This is a genomic window from Acinetobacter sp. S-1, assembly GCF_059579785.1.
The window spans coordinates 2,772,621-2,798,883 of sequence record NZ_CM184207.1 but is presented as its reverse complement, the minus strand read 5'-3'; the positions used below and the strand labels follow the sequence as shown (position 1 = coordinate 2,798,883).

Sequence of the window (26,263 nt, the reverse complement as noted above, 5' to 3'; positions counted from 1 at the left end):
GCAGTTTGCTTCGCTTTATATTTTTCTCATAATACTTAGTCAAATTGATCTCAATAAGCAGCTGTTTTTATGTCACCTCTAGAAATCTTTGCAGTCTTGATTAGCCTGATTGGAGTCGGATTAACGGTAATCCGTAATATGTGGTGTTGGCTGTTTAATTTCTTTGCCTTTGTTTTATATGCCTATTTGTTTTACGAATTTAAGCTATATGGCGAAACGATTTTGCAGTTCTTTTTTATGGTCGTAAATTTTTATGGCTTTTACTACTGGCTCAAAGGAAAGCAGCAAGATCACGATATTCGAATTGAGCCGATAGTAGTTCAAACCGCTATCATCCAAATGATCATTGCCGCGGTAGGTGGCTTGCTTTTTGGCTTAATTCTTAAAAACTTTACTGATGCAGCAGTTCCTATGCTCGACTCACAACTTGCCGCATTTAGTTTGCTTGCAACGTATTGGACCAGCCGAAAACATATTGCGACTTGGATACTCTGGGTATTTGTCGATATTATTTATGTTGGCATGTTCATCTATAAAGATTTATTTTTAACAGCCGCTTTGTATGCAGCATTTGTTTTGATGGCAGCTTATGGTTGGTATCAATGGGAAAAAGTTAAAAAGAAACAGCTTTTAGCCTCAAACCAGCTTTAATTTGGAGAGCGATCATGCTGTTGAGCTTATAGGTCTATAAACAACAACAGTTTGATCAAATTGCTGCAAAAATAATGGCAGAGCCAAAACAGTATTGTGAATTTAATTCTGTATCAGATTTTTATAACGCTGCATGGCTTAAGGATTTTCCACGAGGCAGCCAGATTTCTGCGACAGGTTTAGATGATGGTGCAGAAGAGTTTTATGCGGTAATCCAGTTTAAACAGCAGTATTTAAAATTTGATATTAAAGAAAATGATTCGACAATTATCTTTAAAGATATGAATGAGAACGTTTTAAAAAGTAATTTTTAATTTATGAAATAAAATCTAAAAAAAAGCGACTTAACGTCGCTTTTTTTAATAAATAAATTTGGAAATTTTATTTGCTGTTTCAACGACTAGGCTTGCGATATCTTCTTTAAATGTTCTTTCATCATAAGTCGTAATTGGACAACTTACAGAGATAACAGCCACCATTTTACCATTTGACTGTTTAAAAATAGGCGCCGCACAGGCTGCCATATCATGGTTGTAATGACCCCAGCTCACCATAGTTTTTTGAGTTTTTACGAAAGAGAGTCTTTGCAATAAAGCTTTTAAATTGGTTGGCGTCAGTTCAGAGAAACTGTCCCAATCACTAAAATTGCGGTAACGCTGACGTACTTCAGTTTCAGGTAAATCAGATAAAAGCATTTGACCAATGACGGTTGCATGGGCAGGCCAGCGAGTTCCTAAGCTAATGTTGCTCGTAAAGGTTCCCATCGACTGGATATTATTTACAAAGACAATATGAGTGCCTTCTAAAATAGAAAGATGTACCGCGAGTTTGGTCTGGTCACGTAGTTCTTTCATTAAAGGTGTCGATAAATCAAGTAATGAAAGTTTAGATAAACTGTTAAAACCAAGTTCCATGACTTTGGAATCGAGAGCATAAGTTTTTTGAGATGCTTTTCTTAAATAGCCACAAGATTCGAGTGTATAGATCAGACGAAATGCACTAGAACGGTTCACTTCTAAAATTTCAGCAATTTCTGTAATGGTCATTTCTTGCGCTTGTTGGTTAAATGCTTGCAAGATAGCTAAACCCCGTACAAGTCCGGGTACTAAATATCGATCATCATTTTTTGTTGTTTCCGATTCTTGCGAATCTTCATCAATTGCTATGCTCATTCGTGTCATTTTCCTATAAATAAAACATGATTCAATTTGGGGCATGCTGCTTTATTTTATAACTATTGTAATTGTTAAAAATGCATAAAACAATTTTTATATTTAAAACTTTGTTTCCTTCTTGAAACGTAACAAAATATTTAAAAATTAATAAACAAATGAATTTTATATGTATTTTTACTTTGACAAAAAATGATCAAGGGGATTATGCTTAGCTTGTGTTTTGAAAATCAAATTATGTTTTGTATATAAAACAAAATGAGGACGCAAGGTATGAGTTGGATCTCAGTTTGTCAGCAGGGTGACGTTAGCGAAGATGAGCCGAAAGCCATCGAAATTGAAGGGAAAAAAATAGGCGTATTTTTCGTCGATGAAAATTACTTTGCTATCGAAAATGTTTGCCCTCATGCGTATGCCTTATTAACCGAAGGATTTATCGAAGATCAGACTGTTGAATGTCCATTGCACGAAGCAATTTTTGACATTCAGACAGGTGAGCTAAAAAGTGGACCCGGGTGTAGAAACCTATGTACGTACCCAGTTCGTGTTGAAGGACAGAATATTCAAATTCAACTCTAGTCCTCACATGTACAAGGAAGCAGAACAATGAAGACATTTAATGAAAAGTTGGCAAGCTGGATTCATGCAACGCCGGCAACCGAAGCAGGTATCAACAATATTCAAATTCCAGGTCAATCTGAATTGTTGGTTTGGCAGACACGTTATAAAGAGCCAACTCTCTATGAACAGGATTTTGTAAAAAACTTGATTCAGGCATTTTCTGCGGGCGCAACAGAGTTAGATGACGTTGTTTCTGCACTTAATCAACAGGGTTTCCGCTGTGAATCTGGTGATGAATGGACTTCTGCAAGCTTTACAGAAGAAATGCAACGTTTAGGTTATTGATTCAAGGAAGAATAAAATGAACGCAATCGTATCAACTTCACAAAGCGCTGAAGAATATTTAGAACTTGGTTTACGTGACCAATGGCACCCGGTTTTAGCAAGTTGGGAAGTCGCTGCTAATCCAGTCGGAATTACTCGTTTAGGCGAAAATATTGTAGTTTGGCGTGATGCTGAAGGTCAGGTTCATGCGCTTGAAGATCGCTGTCCACATCGCGGTGCTCGTCTTTCACTGGGTTGGAATTTGGGTGACCGAGTTGCTTGCTGGTATCACGGTGTTGAAGTTCGTGCTGACGGTGTTGTTGCTGATGTGCCAGCCGTTCATGAATGTCCAATGACTGGTACTAAATGTTTAAAGAACTATCCTGTCATTGAGCAACATGGCGCAATCTTTATCTGGTTTGGTATTGATGCAAATGAACAACCAGCGCCGCTTGAGTTTCCAGAACAACTTGCAAGCGAAGAGTGGAGTGCGTTCCTTTGCCAAGCAGACTGGAAAGTAAACCATCAATACGCGATTGATAACGTGATGGACCCAATGCATGGGACCTATTTACATGCGACATCGCACTCGATGGCAGATGGTGAACGTACTGCAGAGATGAAGCACCGCACGACCGATAATGGCTTTGTTTTTGAAAAAGAAGGTCAAACAGGTGTGAACTTTGACTGGGTTGAATATGGTTCAACAGGTGCAAGCTGGTTACGTCTTTCAATTCCATACCGTAAACAATTTGGCCCAGGTGGTGAATTTTGGATTGTAGGTTATGCAACGCCAATTGATGCCAATAATACTCGCGTATTTTTCTGGCGCTGCCGTAAGGTGAGTGGCTGGCAACGTAATGTATGGCGTTTCTTATATCGCAATCACTTAGAACAATTGCATTGGGATGTATTGGAACAAGACCGAATTATTTTAGAAAACCTTGCGCCAAATGCGCGTGAAAAAGAGTTCCTCTATCAACACGATGTAGGGCTTGCACGTTTACGCCGTTTAATGAAAAAAGAAGCTGAAAAGCAATTAAAGAAAATTGCTGCGCTAAATGCATCAAACCGTATCGAGATGCAGGAAGAAGCTCATGGCTAATATAGCGTTGTTGCAAGGCAAAAAAGTTTTAGTAACTGGTGCAGCGCGTGGTTTAGGTCGAGATTTCGCTCAAGCTATTGCCGAGGCAGGCGCTGAAGTTGTGATGGCAGATATTTTATCTGACTTGGTGCAACAAGAAGCACAAGCTTTACAGAAACAAGGGCTAAACGTTCATGCTGTCACCGTTGACCTTGCCAATGCAGACTCTATTGAAAATGCGGTTGCAAAAAGCGTGGAAGTTTTAAAAGGACTAGACGGACTTGTGAATTGTGCGGCACTGGCAACCAATGTCGGTGGAAAAAATATGATTGATTACGATCCTGAACTTTGGGATCGGGTCATGAATATTAATGTGAAAGGCACATGGCTCATCAGTAAGGCATGCGTTCCCCATTTAAAGCAATCGGCTGCTGGCAAGATCATTAATGTTGCTTCCGATACAGCACTTTGGGGCGCACCCAACCTGATGGCTTATGTTGCAAGTAAAGGTGCAATTGTTGCCATGACGCGTTCAATGGCAAGAGAGTTGGGACAATCTAATATCTGTGTCAACACATTGTCACCGGGCCTTACTCTGGTTGAAGCAACCGAATATGTGCCACAGGAGCGTCACGATTTATATGTGAACGGAAGAGCGATTCAACGTCAGCAACTTCCACAAGATTTAAATGGAACAGCATTATATCTACTGTCGGATTTGTCCTCTTTTGTGACAGGTCAAAATATTCCGGTCAATGGCGGTTTTGTCTTTAACTAAGGAGTAGTCAAATGATTACAGGGATCGAGATTTTAAAGTTTGGAGTTGAAGATAGAGCCGCTTCAAACAAGTTTTTGGCAGATTTTGGTTTAAGCCAAAGTAGTTCGGATATTGAAGGCACTGATCTTTACCAAACCCAAAATGGTAGCAAGATTTATCTATTTAATTGTGATGATAACCGTTTGCCGCCTGCTATTGAGCAAGGTTCAACTTTACGTGAAGTGACTTGGGGTGTTGAAAGTACTCGAGACCTTGATGAGTTGGCAGCTCGTTTGGTCGATGTAGAAGGTTTTAAACGTATTGAAAATACAGTTCAGTGTCTTGACCCAAATGGCATGACCATTCGTTTTGAACAAAGTTTTGTTAAAGAAGTACCTGAACTTAAAACGGAAGGTATTAACCAATACGGCAACATTCAACGTGTTAATGCAGCAAGTCCTGTCTATGAAAAAGGTCAGCCTGTTGCGATTGGACATGTGGTGTTCTTCACACCAGATTTGGCAACAACTGAAAACTTCTATATTGAAAAAGTAGGTTTTCATTTATCTGATGCCTACAAAAATCGCGGTGCATTCTTACGTTGTCGCGGTGAAGGTTATCACCATGATTTATTCTTGCTCAGTGTTCCAAATAAACCTGCTGGCTTAAATCACGTTGCGTTTGTAGTACGTGATATCCATGAGGTGATTGGGGGCGGTTTAAATATGAATCGTTCGGAGTGGTCAACTTTTATTGGACCGGGACGTCACCCAATTTCTTCTGCTTATTTCTGGTACGTCAACTCACCATTAGGTGGTGCATTTGAATATTACACCAATGATGATTATTTGACAGAAGAATGGCAGCCGCGTGTAGAAGAACATCGTCTAGAGCTTTTCACCGAATGGGCGATTGAAGGTGGTCTTGATGACACAACCCGCCGTCAGGTGAAGCCTGTTTAACAGGGATTGCTGAACAAGGAAGATGGCTATGGAAAAGATCGTAATTGTAGGTGCCGGACAGGCAGCGGGTTGGGCAGTAAGTACCTTGCGTCAAAATGGGTATGTGGGTGAAATTCACGTGGTTTCAAATGAAGACCAAGTGTTTTATGAGCGTCCGCCACTGTCTAAGCAAGTACTTTCAAAAGAAGCAACGTATGAAAGTTTGAATCTGTTCTCTCCTGAACAGGTTCAAGAGTTCAACGTTCAATGGCATAAACCGGAAATTGCGACAAAAGTCGACCGTGAGCAAAAACAGGTTCATTTAGAAAGCGGCCAGATCTTGCCGTATGACAAATTGTTGATTGCAACCGGAAGCCGTGCCCGTGTACCGGTCAATACATGGCAGTTTATTCCAAATGTTGTGACTTTACGCAATGTGCATGACTGTGAACGTTTGGCTGAAATTTTAAAGAATGCAAAAAATGTCGCTGTGATCGGTGGTGGCTGGATTGGTTTAGAAATTGCTGCAACTGCACGTAAGCAAGGTAAAGATGTTCATATTTTTGAATATGGTGACCGCTTATGTGCAAGAAGTGTGAGTCCGGAAGTTTCTGCATTTTTAAAAAATATGCATGAAGCCCAAGGTACAAAAATTCATTTAGACAGCAAGAGCCTTCATTTGGTTGAAGCGCCGAATCAGAAAGTTGAAGTAGTGAATCATCCACAAAATAGCCAGTTATTTGACTGTGTCGTGGTAGGTGCAGGCGCTGAGATTGCCAAAGAGTTAGGTGTACATGCTGGTCTCGATGTGAAAGATGGCATTGTGGTGAATTGTTTTGGGCAAACTTCAGATCAAAACATTTATGCCGCAGGTGATGTCGCGATTCATCCGGGCTTGGGTTATTGCATTCAGTCTTGGGCAAATGCACAAAATCAGGCAATTGCAGCAGCAAAGTCGATGCTCGGCATTGAAACTGAATATAGCGATATTCCATGGCTTTGGTCAGATCAATATCACTTTAATATCCAGATTTTGGGTACTTATCAACCTGAAAAAACGAAGGAAGTAGTCATTCGCCAAGGCGGTGAAGATCAGGTGAGTTATTTATATCTGGACCATGAAAATTGTTTGCTCAACATGATTGCCATTAATGATTCTAAACTGGTCAAACTGGCAAAACGTTGGATGCAAGCCAACACCGTTTTAGATCCAAAACTATTAGCAGATGCTGAATTTAATGTCATGAAGTTAAAACCGTAAACATTAAATCTGGTTCTCATTACCAAATCGAAGGAATGACACATGAGTAATGAAGAAAAAAGTGGATTGAAGCATTGGGTACCTGCTTTTGTCCTTATGGTGTGTGTGGTACTGGCGTTTTTCGACAAGATTAGTATTGCGGTTTTATTTTCAGATCCTCATTTTCAAAGTGCAATGGGAATTGCTGAAGATAAGGCCAAGCTCGGATGGCTCATGACAAGTTTCTTACTTGCTTATGGTTTTTCATCAGTCTTTCTAAGCTTTTTGGGTGACATTTTTAACCCAAAGAAAATGCTGTTCTGGAGCGTAACGTCGTGGGGCGTACTCATGTTCTGTATGGGGTTCACCACCAGTTATTCAGGCATGTTGATTTTACGTGTACTGCTCGGTTTAGCAGAAGGTCCGTTATTTGCCCTGGCATACACCATTGTTAAGCAGACTTATACGGACCGTCAGCAGGCACGTGCTTCTACCATGTTCTTACTTGGAACACCGATAGGTGCATTCCTTGGATTCCCGATCACTGCAAATGTTTTAGCTCACCACGACTGGCACACCACTTTTTTTGTGATGGCTGCGCTAACCCTGATTGCGATTTTTAGCATTGTTTTTGGTTTACGTAACTTGCAGCTCAAGAAAACTGTCGAAATTGAGGGCGAGAGTAAACGCACCAACTTCAAAGGTCACATTACCAATACTAAATTGCTGCTCAGCAACAGCGCATTCTGGTTGGTTTGTCTCTTTAACATTGCATTGATGACGTATTTGTGGGGCTTAAACAGCTGGGTTCCTTCTTACTTAATGCAAGACAAAGGATTCAATCTCAAAGAGTTTGGGATGTATTCAAGCTTTCCGTTCATTGCCATGTTAATTGGCGAAATTATCGGTGCGTTTTTATCTGACAAGTTAGGCCGCCGCGCAATTCAAGTATTTAGCGGTTTATTACTCGCGGGCATCTTCATGTATGTGATGGTCATTATGACTGAGCCACTATTGATTATTGCTGCCATGTCTTTAAGTGCTATGGCGTGGGGTTTTGGAGTAGCAGCTGTATTTGCTCTGCTTGCAAGAGTAACGACCTCAAATGTAGGGGCGACTGCGGGTGGAATATTTAACGGTTTAGGTAATTTTGCAAGTGCAATTGCGCCTGTTCTTATCGGTTACATCGTGATGCAAACACATAGTTTTAATTTAGGAATTACCTTCTTGGCTGCCGTCGCTGTCATTGGGTCGTTGTTCTTGGTTCCTCTTTTAAAACGTTATTAATTCACTGTATAGGAGTTTAAAAATGACTACACAACAATTCGAATCATGGGCACAACCAGAGGGAGCTTCTTTAGAAGATTGGTTAAACACACGTATTGCTCGCTTTGAGACACGTAAATATGACTTCGATGCTTTGAAGTTCCAAGCTGATTACGACCCGAAATATCGCCGTGCACAAATGCGTTATATGGGTACGGGTGCAACAGGTGTTGCAAATGACGGTAACACTGTACCAGCAGAAAACTTCACGTTTTCAACCATGGTTCTGCCACCACAGTGTGAAGGTCCTTTGCACATTCACCACGATGTTGAAGAAGTGTTCTTTATGCTTCGCGGCGAAATTGATTTGTTCATTGAGCACAACGGCGAAAAATTTGAAACTCGTTTAAAAGAGCGTGACCTGATTTCAATTCCACCGGGAATCTACCGTGGTCTATTTAACCCAGGTCAGGAAGATGCCTTGATGTGTGTGATGTTGGGAACAGGTAAACCAACCATTCCGAACTATCCACCAGAGCATCCGTTGTCTCAAATCAAACGTTAATTGTTTGATGAAGTGAATGAAGGAAAGAATTGAAAATGATGACACTCATTGAAAAGTTAGCAGAATTTCCGGTGAAAACCGTTACTGTTCAAGGCCAGCAGCAAGCCTATCGGGAAGCCGGTCAGGGCGAGTACCTTGTACTGTTGCATGGCATTAGTTCAGGTTCTGCTTCATGGGTAAACCAACTTGAAGTGCTGTCTCATCATTTTCATGTCATTGCCTGGGACGCACCGGGCTATGGCAAATCAGATGAACTTTTAACTGATCAGCCCAATGCTACCGACTACGCAAAGCGTTTGGCAGCGTTATTCGATGCTTTAAAAATTGAAAAAGCAATAGTGGTGGGACACTCATTAGGTGCCTTACAGGCCAGTGCATTTGCTGCACTTTACCCAGAGCGAGTGAAACACTTGATTGTTGCTAACTTAGCTCAAGGCTACCAACGCCACGATGAGCAGACACAAATTCAGGTTTTTGAAAAAAGACCAAAAATGTTGAAAGAACTAGGCGCTAAAGGAATGGCCCAAAGCCGTGGACCTCATTTGATTTATAAACAAGAGCCACAAGCCTTAGCTTTAGTTTCAGAGGTGATGCAACAGTTGACCCTAAAAGGTTTCACACATGCATCGTACTTACTGGCATATGACGAAATACGTAATTACTTAACCAATTTAAAAGTCCCATGCACAGTCATTGCAGGGCAGCAAGATCAAATCACTCCTGCGTTAGGTATACAAGAGCTTGCTCAGGAATTGCAGTTGGAACAGCGCTTCGTCATAGAAGATGCAGGACATTTAAGTTATGTCGACCAACCGCAAGCATTTAACCAAATTATGTTGACGATTCAGGAACAATCGTAAGAGAGATTAAGGATTATGAGCTTCCAAGTTGAAGGAAAAGTTGCAGTTGTTACCGGTGGCTCATCTGGGATTGGGCTGGCTGCTGTTGAAATACTGGTTGCAGAGGGTGCAAAAGTTGCTTGGTGTGGTCGCGATGAAGAACGTTTAAATGCTTCTAAGCAGTATATTTTAGAAAAATTTCCACATGCCCATATTTTTACCAAAGCATGTAATGTGTTGAAAAAAGAAGAAGTTCAGCAATTTGCCAAAGAGGTCAAACTCAATTTGGGCAATGTGGACATGCTCATTAACAATGCTGGGCAAGGCCGTGTTTCAAATTTTGAAAACACACAAGATGAAGACTGGATGAAAGAAATTGAGCTGAAATATTTCAGTGTTTTACATCCGGTACGGGCTTTTCTTGATGACTTAAAACAGTCGGCAAATGCCTCAATTACCAATGTGAACTCGTTACTGGCATTGCAACCGGAACCGCACATGATTGCGACGTCATCTGCACGCGCTGCACTGTTGAACTTAACCCATTCTCTGGCACATGAGTTTACCCAATATGGCGTTCGTGTGAACTCGATTTTACTCGGAATGGTTGAGTCTGCGCAGTGGAAACGCCGTTATGAAACCCGTTCAGATTTAAATCTGTCATGGGAAGAATGGACGGGGAATATCGCAAAAAATCGTGGCATTCCCATGCAGCGCTTAGGCCGACCAGAAGAGCCCGCACGTGCTTTGGTTTTCTTGGCATCACCATTGGCATCTTACACCACAGGTTCGGCAATAGATGTCTCAGGTGGTTTTAACAAACATTTATAAATATCAGGTGCTGTCATGAAAAAGTTGATGATGATTGGTTTTGGCGCAATGGCAGCAGAAGTGTATGCCCACTTGCCTCAAGATCTGCAACTCAAATGGATTGTCGTGCCATCTCGCAGTATTGAAAAAGTGCAGTCACAAGTCTCGTCTGACATTCAGGTGATTTCAGATATTGAGCAATGCGATGGTACGCCAGACTATGTCATTGAGGTGGCAGGTCAAGCAGCAGTGAAAGAGCATGTTCAAAAAGTTTTAGCGAAAGGCTGGACCATTGGTCTGATTTCGGTGGGTACTTTGGCTGATAGCGAATTTTTGGTTCAGCTTAAGCAAACTGCCGAAAAAAATGATGCACATTTGCATTTGCTTGCAGGGGCTATCGCAGGTATTGACGGTATTTCTGCGGCCAAAGAAGGTGGTTTGCAAAAAGTCACTTACAAAGGCTGTAAAAGTCCAAAAAGCTGGAAGGGTAGTTATGCAGAGCAATTGGTCGATCTAGACCATGTTGCTGAAGCTACAGTCTTTTTCACAGGAACTGCGCGTGAAGCTGCCATGAAATTTCCAGCTAATGCCAACGTTGCAGCAACCATTGCACTTGCAGGACTTGGTATGGATGAAACCATGGTTGAGTTAACTGTTGATCCAACCATCAACAAAAACAAACACACCATTGTGGCAGAAGGTGGCTTTGGGCAAATGACCATTGAACTGGTGGGCGTGCCATTGCCAAGTAACCCGAAAACATCAACTTTGGCTGCGCTTAGCGTGATTCGTGCTTGTCGCAACAGTGTAGAAGCAATACAGATTTAAGAAGGATTTGATCATGGCAAAGGAAATTTATATTGCAGGTGAATGGCGATTAGGCCGTGGTGCAGTCATTCAAAGCCTGTTTCCGGCAGATCAGTCGGTAAACGCTGAGCTTTCAACAGCAACGCTTGAAGATGTAAATGAAGCAATTGAAAAAGCGGATCAGGCTTGGCGTGAGCCGAGCTGGAGAAACAGTTTGCCGCATGAGCGCGCACGTATTCTCTACAAAGTTGCAGACATTATTGAAGCGCGTGTAGATGAGTTAGCAAAATTACAAACACGTGATAATGGTAAGCCTTTAACCGAAACTCGTGGCTTGGTCATGAGCGCTGCGGCGACTGCACGTTATGTTGCTGCGGCATGTGAAACGTTGAACGATGAGCTCACCACTCAACGTGCTCCAGACTTTATGACCATGAGTGTGCATGAACCTGTAGGAGTTGTAGCAGCCATTACCCCTTGGAACTCTCCAATTGCGAGTGAAGTTCAAAAGCTTGCTCCAGCTTTGGCAGCAGGAAATGCCGTGGTGTTAAAACCAGCAGAAGCGACTTCACTGATTGCTTTAGAGCTTGCCAAAATTTTTGAAGAAGCAGGCTTACCAAAAGGCTTACTCAGCGTGCTAGTTGGGCGCGGTTCTGTGATTGGTGATGCAATTGCTCAGCACCCATTGGTTCGTAAAATTTCCTTTACAGGTGGAACAACCACGGGGCGTCATTTGGCACATATTGCCGCTGACAAACTCATTACCACTTCGCTTGAGTTAGGTGGTAAGTCACCAACCATCGTTCTGCCGGATGCAGATGTCGAACTGGCAGCTAAAGGTGTCGCGTACGGTATTTTTAGCTCGGCAGGCCAAGCGTGTATCGCAGGTTCTCGCTTGTTTATTCATAGTAGTCTTTACGATCAGTTTTTAACACGTTTGGTTGAAATTACCAAAGGCTTACGTGTGGGCCATCCAGAGCAGGCTGGTGTGCATTTAGGACCACTGGTTAATGACAAACATTTGCAGTCCGTTGACCGCTATGTGCAGCTTGCTAAAAGTGAAGGTGGTCAGGTTCTGATTGGTGGTGAGGCACTTACGACTGGTGACTATGCCAAAGGAAGTTATTACTTACCCACCATTATCACGGGCTTAAACAACAGTGCTCAAACCTGTCAGGAAGAAATTTTTGGCCCTGTTTTAGTTGTTATGAAATATGACAACGAGCAAGATTTAATTGCCCAAGCCAATGACAGTTGTTTTGGTCTTGCCGCAGGTATCTGGACTGAAAGCTATCGCAAAGCTTGGCGTATTGCACGTGCATTAGAAGTGGGAACGGTATGGATTAATACCTATAAAAAATTCTCGATTAGTGCGCCGTTTGGTGGCTTTAAAGACAGTGGAATTGGGCGCGAGAAAGGCCGTTTGGGCATTTTATCGTACATGCAACAAAAAAGTATTTATATGGGGCTGAATGAACAGCCTAACCCTTGGTGCGATTAATAAATTCAAGGACTGAAAACAAATTTTGAGGAACAGACATGACTGAACGTGTAAATGTAGGCGAAGCAATCGCAAGAGTTTTAGAAGCGCACCAAGTTGATAGTATTTATGGTGTTATTTCCATCCACAATTTACCTATTGCAGATGCGGTAGGGCGCCGTGAAAAAATGCGCTTTGTTGCAGCTCGTGGTGAAGCGGGTGCGGTTACTATGGCAGATGCACACTCACGCTTTAAAGGCCTAGGGGTAGCGTTAACCAGTACGGGTGCTGGTGCAGGTAATGCCGTAGGTTCACTCATTGAAGCAATGAATGCGGGTAGCCCTGTATTGCATTTAACAGGTCAAGTTGAGCGTGAATATCTCGACCGTGATGCAAGCTTCATCCATGAAACTAAAGACCAACTTACATTCTTGCGCGCATCAAGCAAAGCGGCGTTCCGTATTACCAGCCCAGACAATGCTGTTGGTGTAATACGTGAAGCCATCCGTGTAGCAACCACAGTTCCAATGGGTCCGGTAAGTGTTGAGCTGCCGATTGATGTGCAGGCAGCAGAAATTGATTTGCCACTTAACTTAGGGCCAGTCAAAGCACTTGAGTTACCACAGGCAGAGCAAGCAGAAATTGACCATCTTGTCAGTGAAATCAAAAAAGCAAAACGTCCGATTTTCTGGATTGGCGGTGGAACTTTAAATAGCGTTGCCGAAGTTAAAGCAATTGCAGATTTAGGTATTCCGGTTGTTTCATCGACTCATGCTCGTGGGGTGTTGGCAGATGATCATCCACGTAGTTTAGGTGCGTTCCATAACTCGGCGGGTGTTGAGCAGTTATTAAAAGATGCCGACCTGATGGTGGTAGTGGGTTCTCGTTTACGTAGTAATGAAACAAAAACTTATTCGGTTGAATTTCCTGAAAACATTATTCAGGTAGATGCCAACCCAGTGGCTCAGCAACGTAATTACAAAATCCGCAACTTCATTTGTGGCGATGCCAAAGATGTCTTAACACGTGTGTTAGAACAGCTTCAAGGAACTTCAAAAATCGATGCCGATTACGATGCTGCTGTAGTAGCGGCTAAACAGGCTGCAATTGATGCGCTGCATAAGCAAATCGACCAATACGCTTTAATTTGTGATCACTTACGTGCAGCTTTACCTCAAGACGGCATTTTTGTACGTGACATCACCATGTCGGGTAGTACATGGGGCAGTCGTTTATTCCCTGTACAAGCACCAAACCAAAATATCCACTCACTTGCGGGTGCAATTGGTTTGGGCCTTGCAACAGCAATTGGTGCTTCGGTTGCTAACCCTGACAAAAAAGTAATTGGTTTAGTCGGCGATGGCGGCTTAATGCTGGGTATTGGTGAAATTGCAACTATGGTGCAAGAAAACACCAACATGGTCTTAATGATTATGAATGACGGTGGTTATGGTGTAATGCGTGGCATTCAAAATAACTACTTTGGTGGTCGTCAGTACTTCAATGAGTTGCATACACCAGACTACAAACTTCTTGGCGAATCTATGGGTGTGAAGAGCTGGAAAGTCGGTAGTGCAGATGAGTTTAAAACGGTTATTCAAGAGGCAGTCGCTTTTGAAGGGCCAACCGTGATTGAGCTCGATATGAACTCGATTGGACCATTAAACTTCGCGGGTCCACCGCAAAAGAAACTGTATTAACCAGTTTGGATGGTTTAGTACATATGCGATGGGAGCTGCTAAGCCATCCTTTTTTTAGATAAATTTTTTTATCTAAAAAACAATAAAAACGAAGTTTTACAGGTAAAACAAATAAAGTTCCAGCAGGACGCTGGAACTCAATCAAGGATGTAGAGATGAAAAAGACTTCATTGATCATGGCATTCATTGCACCGCTTACGCTGGGGGTAAGCGTCAATGCATTTGCAAAAGATTCATTGCTTGAATGGAAAAGTGATGACGGCACCGACTCATTAAAGTTAGGTGGGGTGGTTCGGTTAAATCAACGTTATGAAGATTGGGAAGGGCCAAACCGTGGTTTTGGAAAACTTCATTTTGATATTTTCAGGGTAGACCTCAAAGGTAAATTTGATGATGCCTACATCAATGCCAGTTATATGTTTCAAGACCAACAGAAAACGTCCATTGAAAAAGCATATGTTGGCTATAACTTAGATGCCAATAACAGCATTGAAGCAGGTCTAGTTTATAAACCTTTTACGATTTATCCTTATCCGCAAAATGGTTGGACCTACCACATCCCATTCTTTTTAGGTTATGGCAACAATATTGCGCCAGGGATTAACTGGAATTATCACGACAAAGATTGGGATGTAAAACTCGGTTATTACCCGCAGATGTTAGAGACGAACCTGCGCTACTCACCAGAAAGTGCAACTTATGATGACTTGGCAGGAAATGCATTTCCATCTCAAAAAGCCTATCAAAATGAAAAGCGCAATCAGGTGAATACCCGCATTGTTCGCAAGTTAGAAACTGATTTCGGTAAGCAAGAGTTTGGCGTGTCGGGTGCAATTGCCCAGCTTCATAATGATATTACCGATAAAGACGGTAAATATTATGCAGTCGGTTTGCATACTGAAAATAACTATAAGCGCTTTAACTTACAAAGTTCGCTCATCCACTATCAATACGATGCTAAAAATCCAGATGGTGTAAATAGTGATATGACTTTGATGGGGGCAAATGGTCTTACGCCAGCTTATTTCATTGCTTCGGAAGGGACGATTGCCAGTTTAAACCTTGCCTATACGTTGCCTGTGACCAATATGGGCAAGCTAAAAGCCATTAAGTTTTATAATGACTATAGTTATCTCGATAAAAAACGTGATGATTGGTCAGATTCGCAAATGAATACCACAGGAATGATGTTTATTGCTTCACCATTTATGGTTTGGGCAGATTATACGTGGGGTAAAAACTCCAACATTATTGGTGGCTCGACCAACTCAACGGGTTATACCTCTGCTACGTCGCCAAACAGTGATAAATGGCTATACCGTATTAATTTTAATATTGGCTTTACTTTCTAAAGTAAGCAGCAATAAAAAACCACGCAATCGGCGTGGTTTTTTATTTAATAAGTTAAAGCGTTTAATACCTGTTTTTTTCAAACTTATTCCAAAACACAAAGGCAGTCACAAAGGCCAAAATGGTTAGCGCGAAAATATAATACATCGCACCAATATCACTATATTGACTGAGCCAATGCACTAAAGGCAGGGTCATACCGCCAACAATTGCATATGACAAATTATAAGAAAATGAAATGCCCGAGAAACGCACAGGCGCGGGGAACATTTTGACCATACTGCTCGACACCATGCCGACGGTACCAGAGCATAGACCCAACAACATATATAAACCAAAAATGGTTGAATGTGCCGCGTGCCCCAAACTGTTATAAAAAACTGCTGCTGTAAGTGCCACGGCAAGCGCACCGACCATCATGACTTTGCCACAGCCAAAACGGTCAGCAAAATAGCCTGCCAAAATACAACCGACCATTTGCATGATAATAGCTGCACTTTGCATTTCAAAAGTCTGTGCGCGCTCAAAGCCAAACGTACCAGTTAATAAATTTGGCATGGCTAAAATCACCACCACCACGCAGCCCGTTAAAAACCACGTAAATAACATACCAATCGCAACGGCTGTTTTATGCGTTTTTAAGACTTGTTTTACGGGCATTTCTTTTGAGATTTCTTTACGAGCCTGCATGGCTTTAAACACAGGCGTTTCTTTTAAATAAGTTCGTAAATAAAGTGCAACCAAACCAAAAATACCACCTGCAATGAAAGGAATACGCCATGCCCAGTCATGGATTTGTCCTTCACTAAAATTCAGTGAAATCCATAAAGACATGAGCGCGCCTAGTAAAATTCCTAAAGACAGCCCAGCGGTGAGTAACCCATTTGCCAGTCCGATTTTTCTTTCAGCTACATGTTCAGACACAAAGGTCCATGCGGCTGGAATTTCCCCCCCAATTGCAATACCTTGTACTACACGCATGAGTAATAAAAGTAGCGGTGCCAAATACCCAATATTTTCAAAAGTTGGCAAAATCCCGATAAACAAGGTAGGCAGTGCCATCAGTAAAATAGAAAGCGAAAATAGTTTTTTACGCCCGACCAAGTCACCAAAATGGGCCATGACGACCCCGCCTAAGGGCCTAAAAAAGTAACCTGCCGCAAAAATACCGTAAGTATTAAGCATGGCCCAAAACGGACTAAGTGTGCTGGGGAAAAAGAGGTCGGAAATGATTTTGGCGTAAAATACATAAATCACAAAATCATAAAACTCTAAAGCTCCACCCAATGAAGAAAGGGCGAGGGTTCGTTTATCTTCTTTATTAAGATAGTTCGCATCCTGCAAAGTTAATTCCTGATCCATTTTTTACTTAATTGTTGTAATTGAAGTTTGGATATTAATGGAAAAGTGAAGTAAAAGTAAATGGAGGAAATTTGTTCTATAGGGCAATGCCGACTGGACTTACTCAGAACAAAAAGCTTTCAAACAAAAAACGCTTTAGATAAAACAAAAACAGATGTAGGAATGACTTTTCTTTTGAGTCGTTCAGCGACACAATAAAACTTGTCATAGCCAGTTTAATGAGAGATTCAAAGGATGAGTGTAGTTCTACCTGTCGCGAAGCGTGGCGAAGATATTTTAAAACTAATTGCGGCTCCCGTCTCGGCAAATGAGTTAAACAGTAATTGGCTTTATCAGCTTGCTGACGCTATGCATGCGACAATGCTCGAACGTAATGGAGTAGGGATTGCTGCACCGCAAGTTTATATCTCTAAACGTGTCATTATTGTGGCGTCTCGACCAAACCTGCGTTATCCAGACGCACCCGAAATGGAAGCAGTGGTCATGGTGAATCCTGAGATTTTAGAGTTCTCAAAAGAAGTTTGTTTAGGTGAAGAAGGCTGTTTAAGTGTGCCGGATGAGCGTGGACAAGTTGAACGTGCAGAAATGGTGAAGGTTAAATATTTAACACTACAGGGTGAAATGGTTGAGACAGTTTTTCATGGTTTTCCTGCTCGTATTGTTCAACACGAGGTCGATCATTTAAATGGGATCTTGTTTGTAGAAAGAATAAGCTAATCTTCAGTTTTAAAGTTTTGAAAAACCTATAATGAGCTTGAAAAGGATAAGTCATCGGAATTACAATACTTATAGCGTGATATTTAAATCATTACAAAAGATATAATTTTAATATTATCAGCAGGTTGTGCTGAAATTTTGCGCGATGTTGTAAATCTCCTCATTTAAGGTTACTGACCATGCAAACCCCTCTCCCAGATTATTTGGCAAATGTTATAGAAGCCTGTGACATCGATAACAGCGGTCATCTCGCCGATTATATTCCTGAGTTGGCAAATGCAAACCCAAATCGATTAGCTTTAGCAATGTCTACGGTAGATGGTGAAATTTATTCGGTCGGCGATGATGATGTTGAATTCACCATACAATCAATTTCTAAACCATTTGTATATGCTTATGTTTTACAACAGCTTGGCATTGATGCAGTACTTGCGAAAGTAGGGGTAGAGCCTTCTGGTGAAGCCTTCAATGAAATTTCATTGGGTAAAGATGGTCGTCCAAAAAATCCGATGATTAACTCTGGCGCAATTACTGTACATTCCTTGATTCAGGTCAAGCATGGTTTACATAGTGCAGAAATCCTACGCCGTTTTATGAGCGAGCTTGCTGGTCGTGAATTAAGTTTTGATGAGTCTGTTTATGATTCGGAAGTCAAAACAGCCTACCGTAATCTTTCGATCGGTTATATGTTGCGTACGGTGGGGATTTTGGAAACTGACCCTGTCGATATTGTGAATGGTTACATTCGTCAATGTGCGATCATGGTTACAGTTAAAGATTTAGTACGTATGGGCAGTGTACTTGCCAATGGCGGAGTCGATCCTAGAACTGGAAAACGCCTATTGAATCGATCTGTGGTTAGACAAGTGCTCAGTGTCATGATGAGCTGTGGTATGTATGATGCCGCGGGTGACTGGCTTTCAACTGTAGGTATTCCTGCTAAAAGCGGTGTAGCAGGGGGGATTTTGGGTGTGCTACCGGGGCAGGTCAGTATCGCTGCTTTTTCACCTCGACTAGATGAGCATGGTCATAGTGTTCGAGGAATCGATATTTTAGAACGGTTATCTCGTGACATGGGATTACATCTCATGGAAGGCACACCTTCTGCCCAGACCATTGTACAAAGTCATTACCGTACAGGAAAAGATGCATCGTTAAGTGTGTATGTGCTTCGGGGCGTATTGAAATTTACCGAGGCTGAAATGTTATTGCGTATTTTACAAGACGAGACAACTGACCAAAGCACGATCGTTATTGATTTAACCCAGATTTCACTTATCCACGATGTGGGTAAACGTATGTTTTTAGAAGGCGTGGATCGTCTGATTGATGATGGTCATACTCTTGTTTTAGTCGACCCTGAACAGCGCCTAGATCATGCCAGAACTGGTAAAGATCGAGAACTGCATGTTTATCATGATTTCGATGATTTGCTCGAAAAGCATGACCTCCCTGCAAAAAAAAAGACTTATAGCGACATCGCGGCACTTCTAAACTGCTGAGGTGTTTTTCCTAGATGTCGCTTAAACATTGCACTGAACGCGCTGGGGTTTGTATACCCCAGTGATTCTGAAATTTGAGCAATAGATTCACCATTCGCGATTTTACTTAAGGCAAGTGCAATATGCATTTGCTGTAACCAAGCCCGATATGACAGCCCAGTTTCTTTTTGGAACATACGCATTAAAGTTCTAGAGCTCGCACCAATATCATCAGCCCAATCTGTTAAATCTTTTGACCTGTCAGGAGTATGTAATAACTCTTGGCAAATTTTTAATAATCGTTTGTCTTTCGGCCACGGAATCTGAATAGGCAATAAATTGGCCCGATGTATTTCTTCAAAAATCAAAATTTGTAAAGAACGGGAAAGCTCTTGAGAGGTTGCTGTATTTGGAGTTTCCTCTCGTTCAATTTCATTTAAACGTATTAAGAGTTCATGTAACAGGTTACTGACTCGAATAATAAAGCAATATTGTCCCATTAAAGCTGCTGCATTTACTTCAACCAATGCCGTATTTAACTTAACGTGACTCAGTGAAATCACGCTGTGCTCTACATGTGCTGGAATCCATAATGCACACATGGGTGGCACAATCCACACATGATTAGGTGTAAATACCTGAATGTTGCCAGTGGACGCATATAAAAACTGCGCACGTGTATGCGTATGGGTAGGAGTGATTTCTCGGTAAGAATGCTCGGAAGATAGCCCAATCACCAGTTCAGATAAATCAGACTGAATAAGAGAATCGGACATAAACTATCCTAAAAATTGTCACTTATACGATGATTATTGGAAGATAACTTTATAAGCGACAATTTACAATAAGTATCTCATTTAAAAATATTGGAGTTTTTCAGGTATGACGTCTTCAATACAATTGAAAGATGGTATTGCCAATACCGTTGCAAATGATCAGCCTCAAGGAATGATTATTAAAATTGTAGGCGCCGTGGCAGTCGCACATTTACTAAATGATTTAATTCAGGCGGTGCTACCAGCCATCTATCCAATGCTAAAAGCAAACTTTTCACTGAGTTTTGCCCAAGTCGGCCTGATCTCGTTTGTATATCAAATTACAGGTTCACTGCTACAGCCTTGGATTGGACTTTATACCGATAAACATCCAAAACCGTATCTTCTCCCACTCGGAATGGTCGTCACATTCTGCGGCATTATCTTGTTAGCATTTTCACCAAGTTTTGCTGTGTTGTTATGTGCCTCTGCACTGATTGGGGTAGGATCTGCAACCTTTCACCCAGAAGCTTCGCGGGTGGCACGAATGGCATCGGGCGGGCGCTTCGGTACAGCGCAGTCGACTTTCCAAGTGGGCGGAAACGCCGGTACAGCCATTGGTCCATTGTTGGCAGCTTTACTAATTGTCCCGTTTGGACAGCATGCAGTTGCGGGCTTAGTGATATTTGCACTTTTAGCGATTTGGGTTTTATTTGGGGTAAGCCGTTGGACTGTGAGCCATGCTAAAAATCAGGTAGCTGCACGTGCAACTCAAGCACATACTAAATTGCATGGTCGTAAGCTCATTATTGCTTTGAGCACAATTAGTGTATTGATGTTTGCCAAATTTACCTACATTGCCAGCATTAGTAACTACTTTACTTTTTACTTAATTCAAAAGTTCCATATCAGTATTCAAACAGCTCAATTGCATTTGTTTGCCTTTTTGGCAGCCGTTGCTTTAGGTACATTTGCAGGTGGCCCAATTGGTGACAAAATTGGCCGTAAAGCGGTTATCTGGGTTTCATTTGTTGGTATGGCGCCGTTTGCATTAATGATGCCGTTTGCAAACCTATTTTGGACAACGGTTTTCTCAATTATTGCAGGTTTAGTGTTGTCATCGGCTTTTGCAGCAATGGTGGTTTACGCACAAGAAGCTGTTCCGGGCCGTGTAGGCATGATTGCAGGTTTAATGTTCGGTCTGATGTTTGGGGTCAGTGGTATTGCCGCAGCTGGGTTAGGACATTTAGCTGATATTAACGGCATTGAATGGGTATTTAGTTTATGTTCATTGTTGCCATTACTTGGTTTCGCAACCGCATTTTTACCTAACACAAAAGTTAAATAAATAAAAAGACTCTCAGCTATATTCAGCTGAGAGTCTTTTTAGTCAAATATATTTCTAATTAAAAGACTATTTTTGAACACCAAACTTAAATACGGTAACACTGTTATAAGTTTGGTTTGGGTTTAAACGTGTAGAAGGGAAGGATGGTTGATTAGGGCTGTCTGGAAAATGCTGTGTTTCTAATGCTAGAGCGTCTGCTTGTCGGTAGAGTATGCCATTTGCGCCAACAATATTTCCTAATAAATGATTGGCTGTATACATTTGGACACTTGGTTCAGTGGTTAAGACTTGCATGGTTCGTTTAGATTTTGGATCAACCACAATAGCTGCAAGATTGAGTTTCCCTTGAGACTTTTGATTAATTACCCAAGTTTGGTCATAGCCATATCCATAGGCCAATTGCTGATTATTTGCTCGGATATCTTTCACAATAGCCTTAGGCGTCCGAAAATCAAAAGGTGTACCTGCAACCGAAGCTATTTCACCTGTGGGTAAAGAGTTTTGATCGGTTACCAATATACGGTCTGCATTGAGTTGCACCACATGATCTAGTACACCATAAGGATTATTGCCAGCGCCTGATAAGTTGAAATAACTGTGGTTGGTGAGATTGACGACTGTTGGTTGATCAGTTTTGGCTTTATATTCGATTTGGAATTCATTTTGATCTGAAAGACTGTAGATCACTTCTACATCTAATTTTCCGGGAAAACCTTGATCACCATTTGGACTGGTTAACTTAAGAGAAGCTTTAACGGTTTCACCTTTAGAAACGAGGGGCTTAACTTGCCAAACACGTTTATCAAAACCGGGATTACCGCTATGTAATGAATTCGGCCCATTATTTTTTTCAAGGTTATACGTTTTTCCATCTAAGTTAAATTTAGCATTGCCAATACGGTTCGCATAACGACCAATTAATCCGCCAAAATGAATGCCTTCCTTGGTATCAGTGACTTCATAACCTTTTAGATCATCAAAGCCCAAAACAATATTATTTTGTTTGCCTTGTGCATCGGGAGTCAAAATCTGTGTAATTACACCACCGAAGCTAATAAAAGATACCGAGACTCCTTTGTTATTGCTCATGGTGTATAGATCAACTTTTTGACCGTCTTGAGTCGTACCATATGGTTTTACATTTAATGTTGCTGCATTTGTAAGTTGTGTAAAGCTATAAATCGTAACACCTAAAATTGCTAATTTTTTCATGTTTATACTCTATTTTTTAATCGTAGGACTGGATAAATATAAGATTGATTTTTCATCTTTTTAAAGAGGTTTTTAATATAGATAGTGTTAATGATGATTAGCGCTATTAACTCTAAATATTCAACCAACTTGCACAATTTAAGGTTATAAAGAAATTAATCTTATGAGCAAAATTCAACGGTAAGTTATTTTTATGACTCATCCCGACTCGGTTTTAAAATTTTCACTTGGTCTAAATAGTCTCTCGTTTGATGTAGACAGCCAACACATTCACCTTGAGCAGGGCTTAGGTTTTGTTAATTCAAAAAGTGTCAGCGATGGCGTGATTGATGAACTCGCTATCGAAAAGATGATTTATTTTATTGAAGAAATCATCGAGTCAAAGCCCCTCAGAAATTTAAATATAAGTGGGGTAGCTGTTACGTCTGATGCTGCTATGACACACCTCAGTCAGTTATTTTTTAGTGCTAAAAAGCAAATCAGCCGTATTGAGCTTGAGCATGGATTTAATGATTTTATTGAGCGTTTGAGCTACTACACAAATCAAATGGCTCCAAATCAGCTTTATGTTTTTACCTACTTTGTATTTGTTCGAGAGATGATGCATCACTTAAGAGTTGAGCAAATTCAGATCATTTAAGAAATGATTTCTCAGCCTGCCAACTCATCATGAATCCAGTTTAAAAACAGCTCAATTTTAGGAATAAATTGATGGGTTCGTGGATATACCAAATGATGAGCAGAGATAGGAATCGATAACTCATCTGCAAAAACTCTAACCAACTTTTCAGATTCTAAGTAATTTTGAGTGAGTAAATTACTTTCTAAAACAAATCCTAGTCCGTGTGTGGCTGCCTCAAGTGACATATAAGAGCGGTCAAAACTCAAAGTATAGGGAAACTCAGGAATGCTTAAACCCTGATGGGCAAACCACTGCGGCCAAGTAACTAAGGTTGAGCGCGATAAAATCAGTTCTTTTTTTAATAAATCTTGAGGCTTATGTACCGGACTGCGTTCAAGTAGCTTAGGAGATGCAAGCACTTCTAGTTTTTCATTCCGAATCGTTCTGATTTCTACCCCTGTCCAGTTGGGTAAACCATGACGAATATCAATGTCGATCTTGTCGCGGGTAAAGTGTAAATTTTCATAAGAACATGACAAGTTGACCTGAATCATGGGGAACTTTTCTTTAAATGACTCGAGGCGAGGCAGTAACCAAAGCAAACCAAAACTTGGGGATGAATGAATATATAAACTGTCTTTAGGGCTTTTATCGGCAGCTTTTTCAGTCGCTAACATGAGGTTATGCAAAATGGTGGTGACATCTTGAAAATAGCGTTCGCCAGAAGGGGTCAGTGTCACACCACGAGCACCACGAATAAATAAACTCTGCCCAATCATTTCTTCAAGCTTAGCAATTTGGTGACTCACTGCCGAAGGAGTGAGATTCAAATGCTCGGCTGCCTTGGCAACATTGCCGAAACGGGCGGTTTGTTCAAAAGCCTGTAAGGTTTTAATTGAGGGCATCTGATTGAAATTGTTTTCACTACTATCCATGAAATGATCCGTTTTTATCCCTAAAACTTATTTGAAAATAGCACAGGCATGAATTTTTTTCATGCCTTGTTGAATTCGAGATGATTGCTGGACTTTGTGAAAAAAGAGATTCTAAGTCAGAACTCAGGAAATAAAGCGTAAAAGAGGATTGAATATGTTACTACAAGGAAAAGTGGCATTAATTACGGGTGCAGCATCAGAACGTGGAATTGGGCGAGCAACCGCAGAAATCTTTGCACAACAGGGTGCCAAAGTCATTATTGTTGATTTAGATCTTGCTCAAAGCCAAAACGCTGCAAAAGCGCTTGGTGAAGGACATTTAGGCCTTGCTGCAAACGTTGCGAACGAAGAACAGGTCAAAGTAGCTGTTGAACAAGCACTACAGCACTATGGCAAGATTGATATTTTAATTAACAATGCTGGTATTACTCAGCCAGTTAAAACCCTTGATATTCAACGTAATGACTATGACCGTATTTTAGATGTCAGCCTGCGCGGAACACTGATTATGTCGCAAGCTGTTATTCCATCTATGAAAGCAAACGGTGGCGGAAGTATTGTCTGTCTATCTTCAGTTTCAGCACAACGCGGCGGTGGTATTTTTGGCGGGCCACACTATAGCGCTGCCAAAGCAGGCGTGTTAGGTCTGGCAAAAGCGATGGCTCGTGAGTTTGGTGCTGATCAGATTCGTGTAAATTCTCTTACTCCAGGTCTAATCCAGACTGATATTACTGGCGGTTTAATGAATGATGACCGTCGTCACGACATTTTGGCAGGTATTCCACTCGGCCGCTTAGGTAAAGCGCAAGATGTTGCAAATGCAGCATTATTTTTGGCAAGTGATCTGTCAGCTTACTTAACTGGTGTCACACTCGATGTAAATGGTGGCATGCTGATTCATTAATCGCTCACTATTTCAAAACTAAAAATAGAATGATGGTCACAAGAGGATACTGTGGCCAAATGTAAAGGGATTCGCATGATGGATACAGTATTTTCATCTGAAGTAGATACGGCGGTTCGTAAATCTGCCTATCGAAAAATTGCATTTCGGCTCATGCCATTTTTAATGCTTTGTTATTTTTGTGCCTATTTAGATCGAGTAAACGTGGGTTTTGCCAAGCTCCAAATGATGAGCGATTTACAGTTTAGTGAAGCTGTATATGGTCTAGGCGCAGGGATTTTCTTTATTGGTTATTTCCTCTGTGAAGTACCAAGTAACATTGTACTTCACAAGGTAGGCGCAAGACGTTGGATTGCCCGAATCATGATTACATGGGGCATTTTGTCAGGTTGTTTTGCTTTTGTTCAAACCGAATGGCAATTTTACACCTTACGTTTTTTGCTTGGTGTTGCTGAAGCTGGACTAGCTCCGGGTTTGTTGCTCTACCTCACTTATTGGTTTCCATCTTACCGCCGTGCACGCATGACCGTACTTTGGTTTATCGCGATTCCAATTTCAGGAATGATTGGTGGACCACTTTCAGGCTTAATCATGGACCGAATGAGCGGCGTACATGGCTGGTTTGGATGGCAGTGGATGTTTGTAATTGAAGCCATTCCTACTGTACTTGTTGGCCTGCTTGTACTTGCTGTTTTAAAAGATTCAGTTCAAGACGCCAACTGGTTAACCCAAGATGAAAAGAACTTGGTGAAGCAAGAACTTGCTCAGGATAACCAGCACAAAGAAGGTCATGCTAGCGTCAAAGAGTTCATTGCAGATAAACGCTTATGGCTACTAGCAGGTATTTACTTTTGTGTCGTGATGGGGCAATACGCCATTACATTTTGGCTACCAACTCTCATTCGTAACTCGGGCATTAGTGATAACTGGCATATCGGTTTGCTCACCAGTCTGCCTTATATGTGTGCCATTGTGGTCATGATTTTGGCAGGGCGTAGCGGTGACCATTTTCAAGAACGCCGCTGGCACTTAATTATCCCGATGTGTGCAGGCGCTTTAGCACTTACATTTGCGACTTTATTCGCTTCAAATCTAACGCTCTCTTTAATTTGCCTTTGCATCGCAGCCTCAGGTGTGCTGACGGCATCCTCTTTATTCTGGATGTTGCCGACCAACTTTTTGGGTGGTGTTTCCGCAGCGGCAGGTATCGCAGCAGTGAATAGCTTCGCCAATCTTGCAGGATTTTGCTCACCTTATTTAATCGGTTGGGTCACTACCAACACGGGTTCAAATGCAATCGGCATGTTCTTAATCACAGCAGTATTAATTTTCGGTGCCAGTTTGGTTCTGCGTGTTCCGGCAAAACTGGTCAATCGTTAA

27 protein-coding genes are annotated in these 26,263 nt (G+C 41.5%); 22 read left to right on the top strand and 5 right to left on the bottom strand.

The features are described 5' to 3' along the window. Window positions 1-69: 69 nt before the first annotated feature. Window positions 70-651 carry a nicotinamide riboside transporter PnuC gene (pnuC, locus tag AC52J8_RS13325; RefSeq protein ID WP_086400183.1) on the top strand — a complete coding sequence of 194 codons (582 nt, stop codon included), beginning with the start codon at window positions 70-72 and terminating at the stop codon, window positions 649-651. Window positions 652-725: 74 nt separating this feature from the next. Then, window positions 726-965 (top strand): hypothetical protein, encoded by a 240-nt coding sequence (locus AC52J8_RS13320; RefSeq protein ID WP_228715376.1) that lies wholly within the window; start codon window positions 726-728, stop codon window positions 963-965. 45 nt (window positions 966-1,010) lie between these two features. Here AC52J8_RS13320 and AC52J8_RS13315 read toward each other — a convergent pair whose 3' ends face one another. Continuing rightward, complete coding sequence (locus tag AC52J8_RS13315; protein WP_005075410.1) at window positions 1,011-1,823, bottom strand: IclR family transcriptional regulator; 813 nt, start codon at window positions 1,821-1,823, stop codon at window positions 1,011-1,013. 273 nt (window positions 1,824-2,096) lie between these two features. On the opposite strand from AC52J8_RS13315, the gene AC52J8_RS13310 reads away from it, so the two are divergent. The 14 genes from AC52J8_RS13310 to AC52J8_RS13245 all read left to right on the top strand — a co-directional run bounded on the left by AC52J8_RS13310 (window position 2,097) and on the right by AC52J8_RS13245 (window position 15,549). Further along, window positions 2,097-2,402 (top strand): non-heme iron oxygenase ferredoxin subunit, encoded by a 306-nt coding sequence (locus tag AC52J8_RS13310; RefSeq protein WP_044100558.1) that lies wholly within the window; start codon window positions 2,097-2,099, stop codon window positions 2,400-2,402. Window positions 2,403-2,429: 27 nt separating this feature from the next. Next, window positions 2,430-2,729, top strand: coding sequence for a recombinase-like helix-turn-helix domain-containing protein (locus AC52J8_RS13305; RefSeq protein WP_005070730.1), 300 nt, complete (start codon window positions 2,430-2,432; stop codon window positions 2,727-2,729). A 16-nt stretch (window positions 2,730-2,745) separates the two neighbouring features. Beyond that, a complete protein-coding gene (locus AC52J8_RS13300) occupies window positions 2,746-3,813 on the top strand; it encodes a Rieske 2Fe-2S domain-containing protein (RefSeq protein WP_005070727.1) in 1,068 nt (355 codons plus the stop codon). After that, the gene (locus tag AC52J8_RS13295; RefSeq protein ID WP_086400182.1) at window positions 3,806-4,570 is read left to right on the top strand and encodes an SDR family oxidoreductase; all 765 of its coding nucleotides are present in this window, start codon (window positions 3,806-3,808) and stop codon (window positions 4,568-4,570) included. Before AC52J8_RS13300 ends, AC52J8_RS13295 begins: the two co-directional genes overlap by 8 nt. Before the next feature lie 11 nt (window positions 4,571-4,581). Next, complete coding sequence (locus tag AC52J8_RS13290; RefSeq protein WP_086400181.1) at window positions 4,582-5,511, top strand: VOC family protein; 930 nt, start codon at window positions 4,582-4,584, stop codon at window positions 5,509-5,511. A 28-nt stretch (window positions 5,512-5,539) separates the two neighbouring features. Continuing rightward, window positions 5,540-6,751 carry an NAD(P)/FAD-dependent oxidoreductase gene (locus AC52J8_RS13285; protein ID WP_086400180.1) on the top strand — a complete coding sequence of 404 codons (1,212 nt, stop codon included), beginning with the start codon at window positions 5,540-5,542 and terminating at the stop codon, window positions 6,749-6,751. A 42-nt stretch (window positions 6,752-6,793) separates the two neighbouring features. Continuing rightward, a complete protein-coding gene (locus tag AC52J8_RS13280; RefSeq protein ID WP_017399048.1) occupies window positions 6,794-8,017 on the top strand; it encodes an MFS transporter in 1,224 nt (407 codons plus the stop codon). Between the two features lie 22 nt (window positions 8,018-8,039). Beyond that, complete coding sequence (locus AC52J8_RS13275; protein WP_002117566.1) at window positions 8,040-8,561, top strand: cupin domain-containing protein; 522 nt, start codon at window positions 8,040-8,042, stop codon at window positions 8,559-8,561. Window positions 8,562-8,596: 35 nt separating this feature from the next. Then, a complete protein-coding gene (locus AC52J8_RS13270) occupies window positions 8,597-9,421 on the top strand; it encodes an alpha/beta fold hydrolase (protein WP_086400179.1) in 825 nt (274 codons plus the stop codon). Between the two features lie 15 nt (window positions 9,422-9,436). Continuing rightward, the gene (locus AC52J8_RS13265; RefSeq protein ID WP_057086308.1) at window positions 9,437-10,231 is read left to right on the top strand and encodes an SDR family oxidoreductase; all 795 of its coding nucleotides are present in this window, start codon (window positions 9,437-9,439) and stop codon (window positions 10,229-10,231) included. A gap of 15 nt (window positions 10,232-10,246) precedes the next feature. Further along, a complete protein-coding gene (locus AC52J8_RS13260; RefSeq protein ID WP_032063609.1) occupies window positions 10,247-11,038 on the top strand; it encodes an aspartate dehydrogenase in 792 nt (263 codons plus the stop codon). A gap of 13 nt (window positions 11,039-11,051) precedes the next feature. Then, on the top strand, window positions 11,052-12,518 hold the full coding sequence (locus AC52J8_RS13255) for an aldehyde dehydrogenase (protein ID WP_017387116.1): 1,467 nt from the start codon (window positions 11,052-11,054) through the stop codon (window positions 12,516-12,518). Window positions 12,519-12,556: 38 nt separating this feature from the next. Further along, window positions 12,557-14,197, top strand: coding sequence for a thiamine pyrophosphate-binding protein (locus AC52J8_RS13250; protein ID WP_086400178.1), 1,641 nt, complete (start codon window positions 12,557-12,559; stop codon window positions 14,195-14,197). Between the two features lie 155 nt (window positions 14,198-14,352). Continuing rightward, the gene (locus AC52J8_RS13245) at window positions 14,353-15,549 is read left to right on the top strand and encodes a putative porin (RefSeq protein ID WP_032005862.1); all 1,197 of its coding nucleotides are present in this window, start codon (window positions 14,353-14,355) and stop codon (window positions 15,547-15,549) included. Between the two features lie 61 nt (window positions 15,550-15,610). Here the strand turns inward: AC52J8_RS13245 and AC52J8_RS13240 are convergent, their stop codons facing one another. Then, window positions 15,611-16,909 (bottom strand): MFS transporter, encoded by a 1,299-nt coding sequence (locus tag AC52J8_RS13240; protein ID WP_086400177.1) that lies wholly within the window; start codon window positions 16,907-16,909, stop codon window positions 15,611-15,613. Window positions 16,910-17,143: 234 nt separating this feature from the next. Between AC52J8_RS13240 and def the strand changes: the two genes are divergently transcribed. Both def and AC52J8_RS13230 read left to right on the top strand, forming a co-directional pair. Next, complete coding sequence (gene def / locus AC52J8_RS13235; protein WP_016802807.1) at window positions 17,144-17,626, top strand: peptide deformylase; 483 nt, start codon at window positions 17,144-17,146, stop codon at window positions 17,624-17,626. A 179-nt stretch (window positions 17,627-17,805) separates the two neighbouring features. Then, a complete protein-coding gene (locus AC52J8_RS13230) occupies window positions 17,806-19,128 on the top strand; it encodes a glutaminase (protein WP_002060167.1) in 1,323 nt (440 codons plus the stop codon). Here the strand turns inward: AC52J8_RS13230 and AC52J8_RS13225 are convergent. Beyond that, a complete protein-coding gene (locus AC52J8_RS13225; protein ID WP_086400176.1) occupies window positions 19,095-19,883 on the bottom strand; it encodes an AraC family transcriptional regulator in 789 nt (262 codons plus the stop codon). The genes AC52J8_RS13230 and AC52J8_RS13225 overlap by 34 nt on opposite strands. Before the next feature lie 106 nt (window positions 19,884-19,989). Here AC52J8_RS13225 and AC52J8_RS13220 point away from each other — a divergent pair, with 106 nt between their 5' ends. Next, a complete protein-coding gene (locus AC52J8_RS13220) occupies window positions 19,990-21,210 on the top strand; it encodes an MFS transporter (protein WP_086400175.1) in 1,221 nt (406 codons plus the stop codon). Between the two features lie 66 nt (window positions 21,211-21,276). On the opposite strand, the gene AC52J8_RS13215 is transcribed toward AC52J8_RS13220, so the two are convergent. Then, window positions 21,277-22,422 carry an aldose epimerase family protein gene (locus AC52J8_RS13215; protein ID WP_086400174.1) on the bottom strand — a complete coding sequence of 382 codons (1,146 nt, stop codon included), beginning with the start codon at window positions 22,420-22,422 and terminating at the stop codon, window positions 21,277-21,279. 193 nt (window positions 22,423-22,615) lie between these two features. On the opposite strand from AC52J8_RS13215, the gene AC52J8_RS13210 reads away from it, so the two are divergent. Beyond that, the gene (locus AC52J8_RS13210; RefSeq protein ID WP_005139903.1) at window positions 22,616-23,062 is read left to right on the top strand and encodes a hypothetical protein; all 447 of its coding nucleotides are present in this window, start codon (window positions 22,616-22,618) and stop codon (window positions 23,060-23,062) included. A gap of 11 nt (window positions 23,063-23,073) precedes the next feature. Here the strand turns inward: AC52J8_RS13210 and AC52J8_RS13205 are convergent, their stop codons facing one another. Further along, window positions 23,074-23,949, bottom strand: a complete 876-nt coding sequence (locus AC52J8_RS13205) for a LysR substrate-binding domain-containing protein (RefSeq protein WP_086400234.1) — start codon at window positions 23,947-23,949, stop codon at window positions 23,074-23,076. Window positions 23,950-24,133: 184 nt separating this feature from the next. Between AC52J8_RS13205 and AC52J8_RS13200 the strand changes: the two genes are divergently transcribed. Next, a complete protein-coding gene (locus AC52J8_RS13200; RefSeq protein WP_017399062.1) occupies window positions 24,134-24,883 on the top strand; it encodes an SDR family NAD(P)-dependent oxidoreductase in 750 nt (249 codons plus the stop codon). Between the two features lie 78 nt (window positions 24,884-24,961). Then, a complete protein-coding gene (locus AC52J8_RS13195; protein WP_174724409.1) occupies window positions 24,962-26,263 on the top strand; it encodes an MFS transporter in 1,302 nt (433 codons plus the stop codon).

Bases quoted from the DNA above. Each gene is read 5' to 3' on its own strand.
- pnuC (WP_086400183.1), top strand. From the start codon at position 70: ATGTCACCTCTAGAAATCTTTGCAGTCTTGATTAGCCTGATTGGAGTC.
- AC52J8_RS13320 (WP_228715376.1), top strand. From the start codon at position 726: ATGGCAGAGCCAAAACAGTATTGTGAATTTAATTCTGTATCAGATTTT.
- AC52J8_RS13315 (WP_005075410.1), bottom strand. From the start codon at position 1,823: ATGAGCATAGCAATTGATGAAGATTCGCAAGAATCGGAAACAACAAAA.
- AC52J8_RS13310 (WP_044100558.1), top strand. From the start codon at position 2,097: ATGAGTTGGATCTCAGTTTGTCAGCAGGGTGACGTTAGCGAAGATGAG.
- AC52J8_RS13305 (WP_005070730.1), top strand. From the start codon at position 2,430: ATGAAGACATTTAATGAAAAGTTGGCAAGCTGGATTCATGCAACGCCG.
- AC52J8_RS13300 (WP_005070727.1), top strand. From the start codon at position 2,746: ATGAACGCAATCGTATCAACTTCACAAAGCGCTGAAGAATATTTAGAA.
- AC52J8_RS13295 (WP_086400182.1), top strand. From the start codon at position 3,806: ATGGCTAATATAGCGTTGTTGCAAGGCAAAAAAGTTTTAGTAACTGGT.
- AC52J8_RS13290 (WP_086400181.1), top strand. From the start codon at position 4,582: ATGATTACAGGGATCGAGATTTTAAAGTTTGGAGTTGAAGATAGAGCC.
- AC52J8_RS13285 (WP_086400180.1), top strand. From the start codon at position 5,540: ATGGAAAAGATCGTAATTGTAGGTGCCGGACAGGCAGCGGGTTGGGCA.
- AC52J8_RS13280 (WP_017399048.1), top strand. From the start codon at position 6,794: ATGAGTAATGAAGAAAAAAGTGGATTGAAGCATTGGGTACCTGCTTTT.
- AC52J8_RS13275 (WP_002117566.1), top strand. From the start codon at position 8,040: ATGACTACACAACAATTCGAATCATGGGCACAACCAGAGGGAGCTTCT.
- AC52J8_RS13270 (WP_086400179.1), top strand. From the start codon at position 8,597: ATGATGACACTCATTGAAAAGTTAGCAGAATTTCCGGTGAAAACCGTT.
- AC52J8_RS13265 (WP_057086308.1), top strand. From the start codon at position 9,437: ATGAGCTTCCAAGTTGAAGGAAAAGTTGCAGTTGTTACCGGTGGCTCA.
- AC52J8_RS13260 (WP_032063609.1), top strand. From the start codon at position 10,247: ATGAAAAAGTTGATGATGATTGGTTTTGGCGCAATGGCAGCAGAAGTG.
- AC52J8_RS13255 (WP_017387116.1), top strand. From the start codon at position 11,052: ATGGCAAAGGAAATTTATATTGCAGGTGAATGGCGATTAGGCCGTGGT.
- AC52J8_RS13250 (WP_086400178.1), top strand. From the start codon at position 12,557: ATGACTGAACGTGTAAATGTAGGCGAAGCAATCGCAAGAGTTTTAGAA.
- AC52J8_RS13245 (WP_032005862.1), top strand. From the start codon at position 14,353: ATGAAAAAGACTTCATTGATCATGGCATTCATTGCACCGCTTACGCTG.
- AC52J8_RS13240 (WP_086400177.1), bottom strand. From the start codon at position 16,909: ATGGATCAGGAATTAACTTTGCAGGATGCGAACTATCTTAATAAAGAA.
- def (WP_016802807.1), top strand. From the start codon at position 17,144: ATGAGTGTAGTTCTACCTGTCGCGAAGCGTGGCGAAGATATTTTAAAA.
- AC52J8_RS13230 (WP_002060167.1), top strand. From the start codon at position 17,806: ATGCAAACCCCTCTCCCAGATTATTTGGCAAATGTTATAGAAGCCTGT.
- AC52J8_RS13225 (WP_086400176.1), bottom strand. From the start codon at position 19,883: ATGTCCGATTCTCTTATTCAGTCTGATTTATCTGAACTGGTGATTGGG.
- AC52J8_RS13220 (WP_086400175.1), top strand. From the start codon at position 19,990: ATGACGTCTTCAATACAATTGAAAGATGGTATTGCCAATACCGTTGCA.
- AC52J8_RS13215 (WP_086400174.1), bottom strand. From the start codon at position 22,422: ATGAAAAAATTAGCAATTTTAGGTGTTACGATTTATAGCTTTACACAA.
- AC52J8_RS13210 (WP_005139903.1), top strand. From the start codon at position 22,616: ATGACTCATCCCGACTCGGTTTTAAAATTTTCACTTGGTCTAAATAGT.
- AC52J8_RS13205 (WP_086400234.1), bottom strand. From the start codon at position 23,949: ATGCCCTCAATTAAAACCTTACAGGCTTTTGAACAAACCGCCCGTTTC.
- AC52J8_RS13200 (WP_017399062.1), top strand. From the start codon at position 24,134: ATGTTACTACAAGGAAAAGTGGCATTAATTACGGGTGCAGCATCAGAA.
- AC52J8_RS13195 (WP_174724409.1), top strand. From the start codon at position 24,962: ATGGATACAGTATTTTCATCTGAAGTAGATACGGCGGTTCGTAAATCT.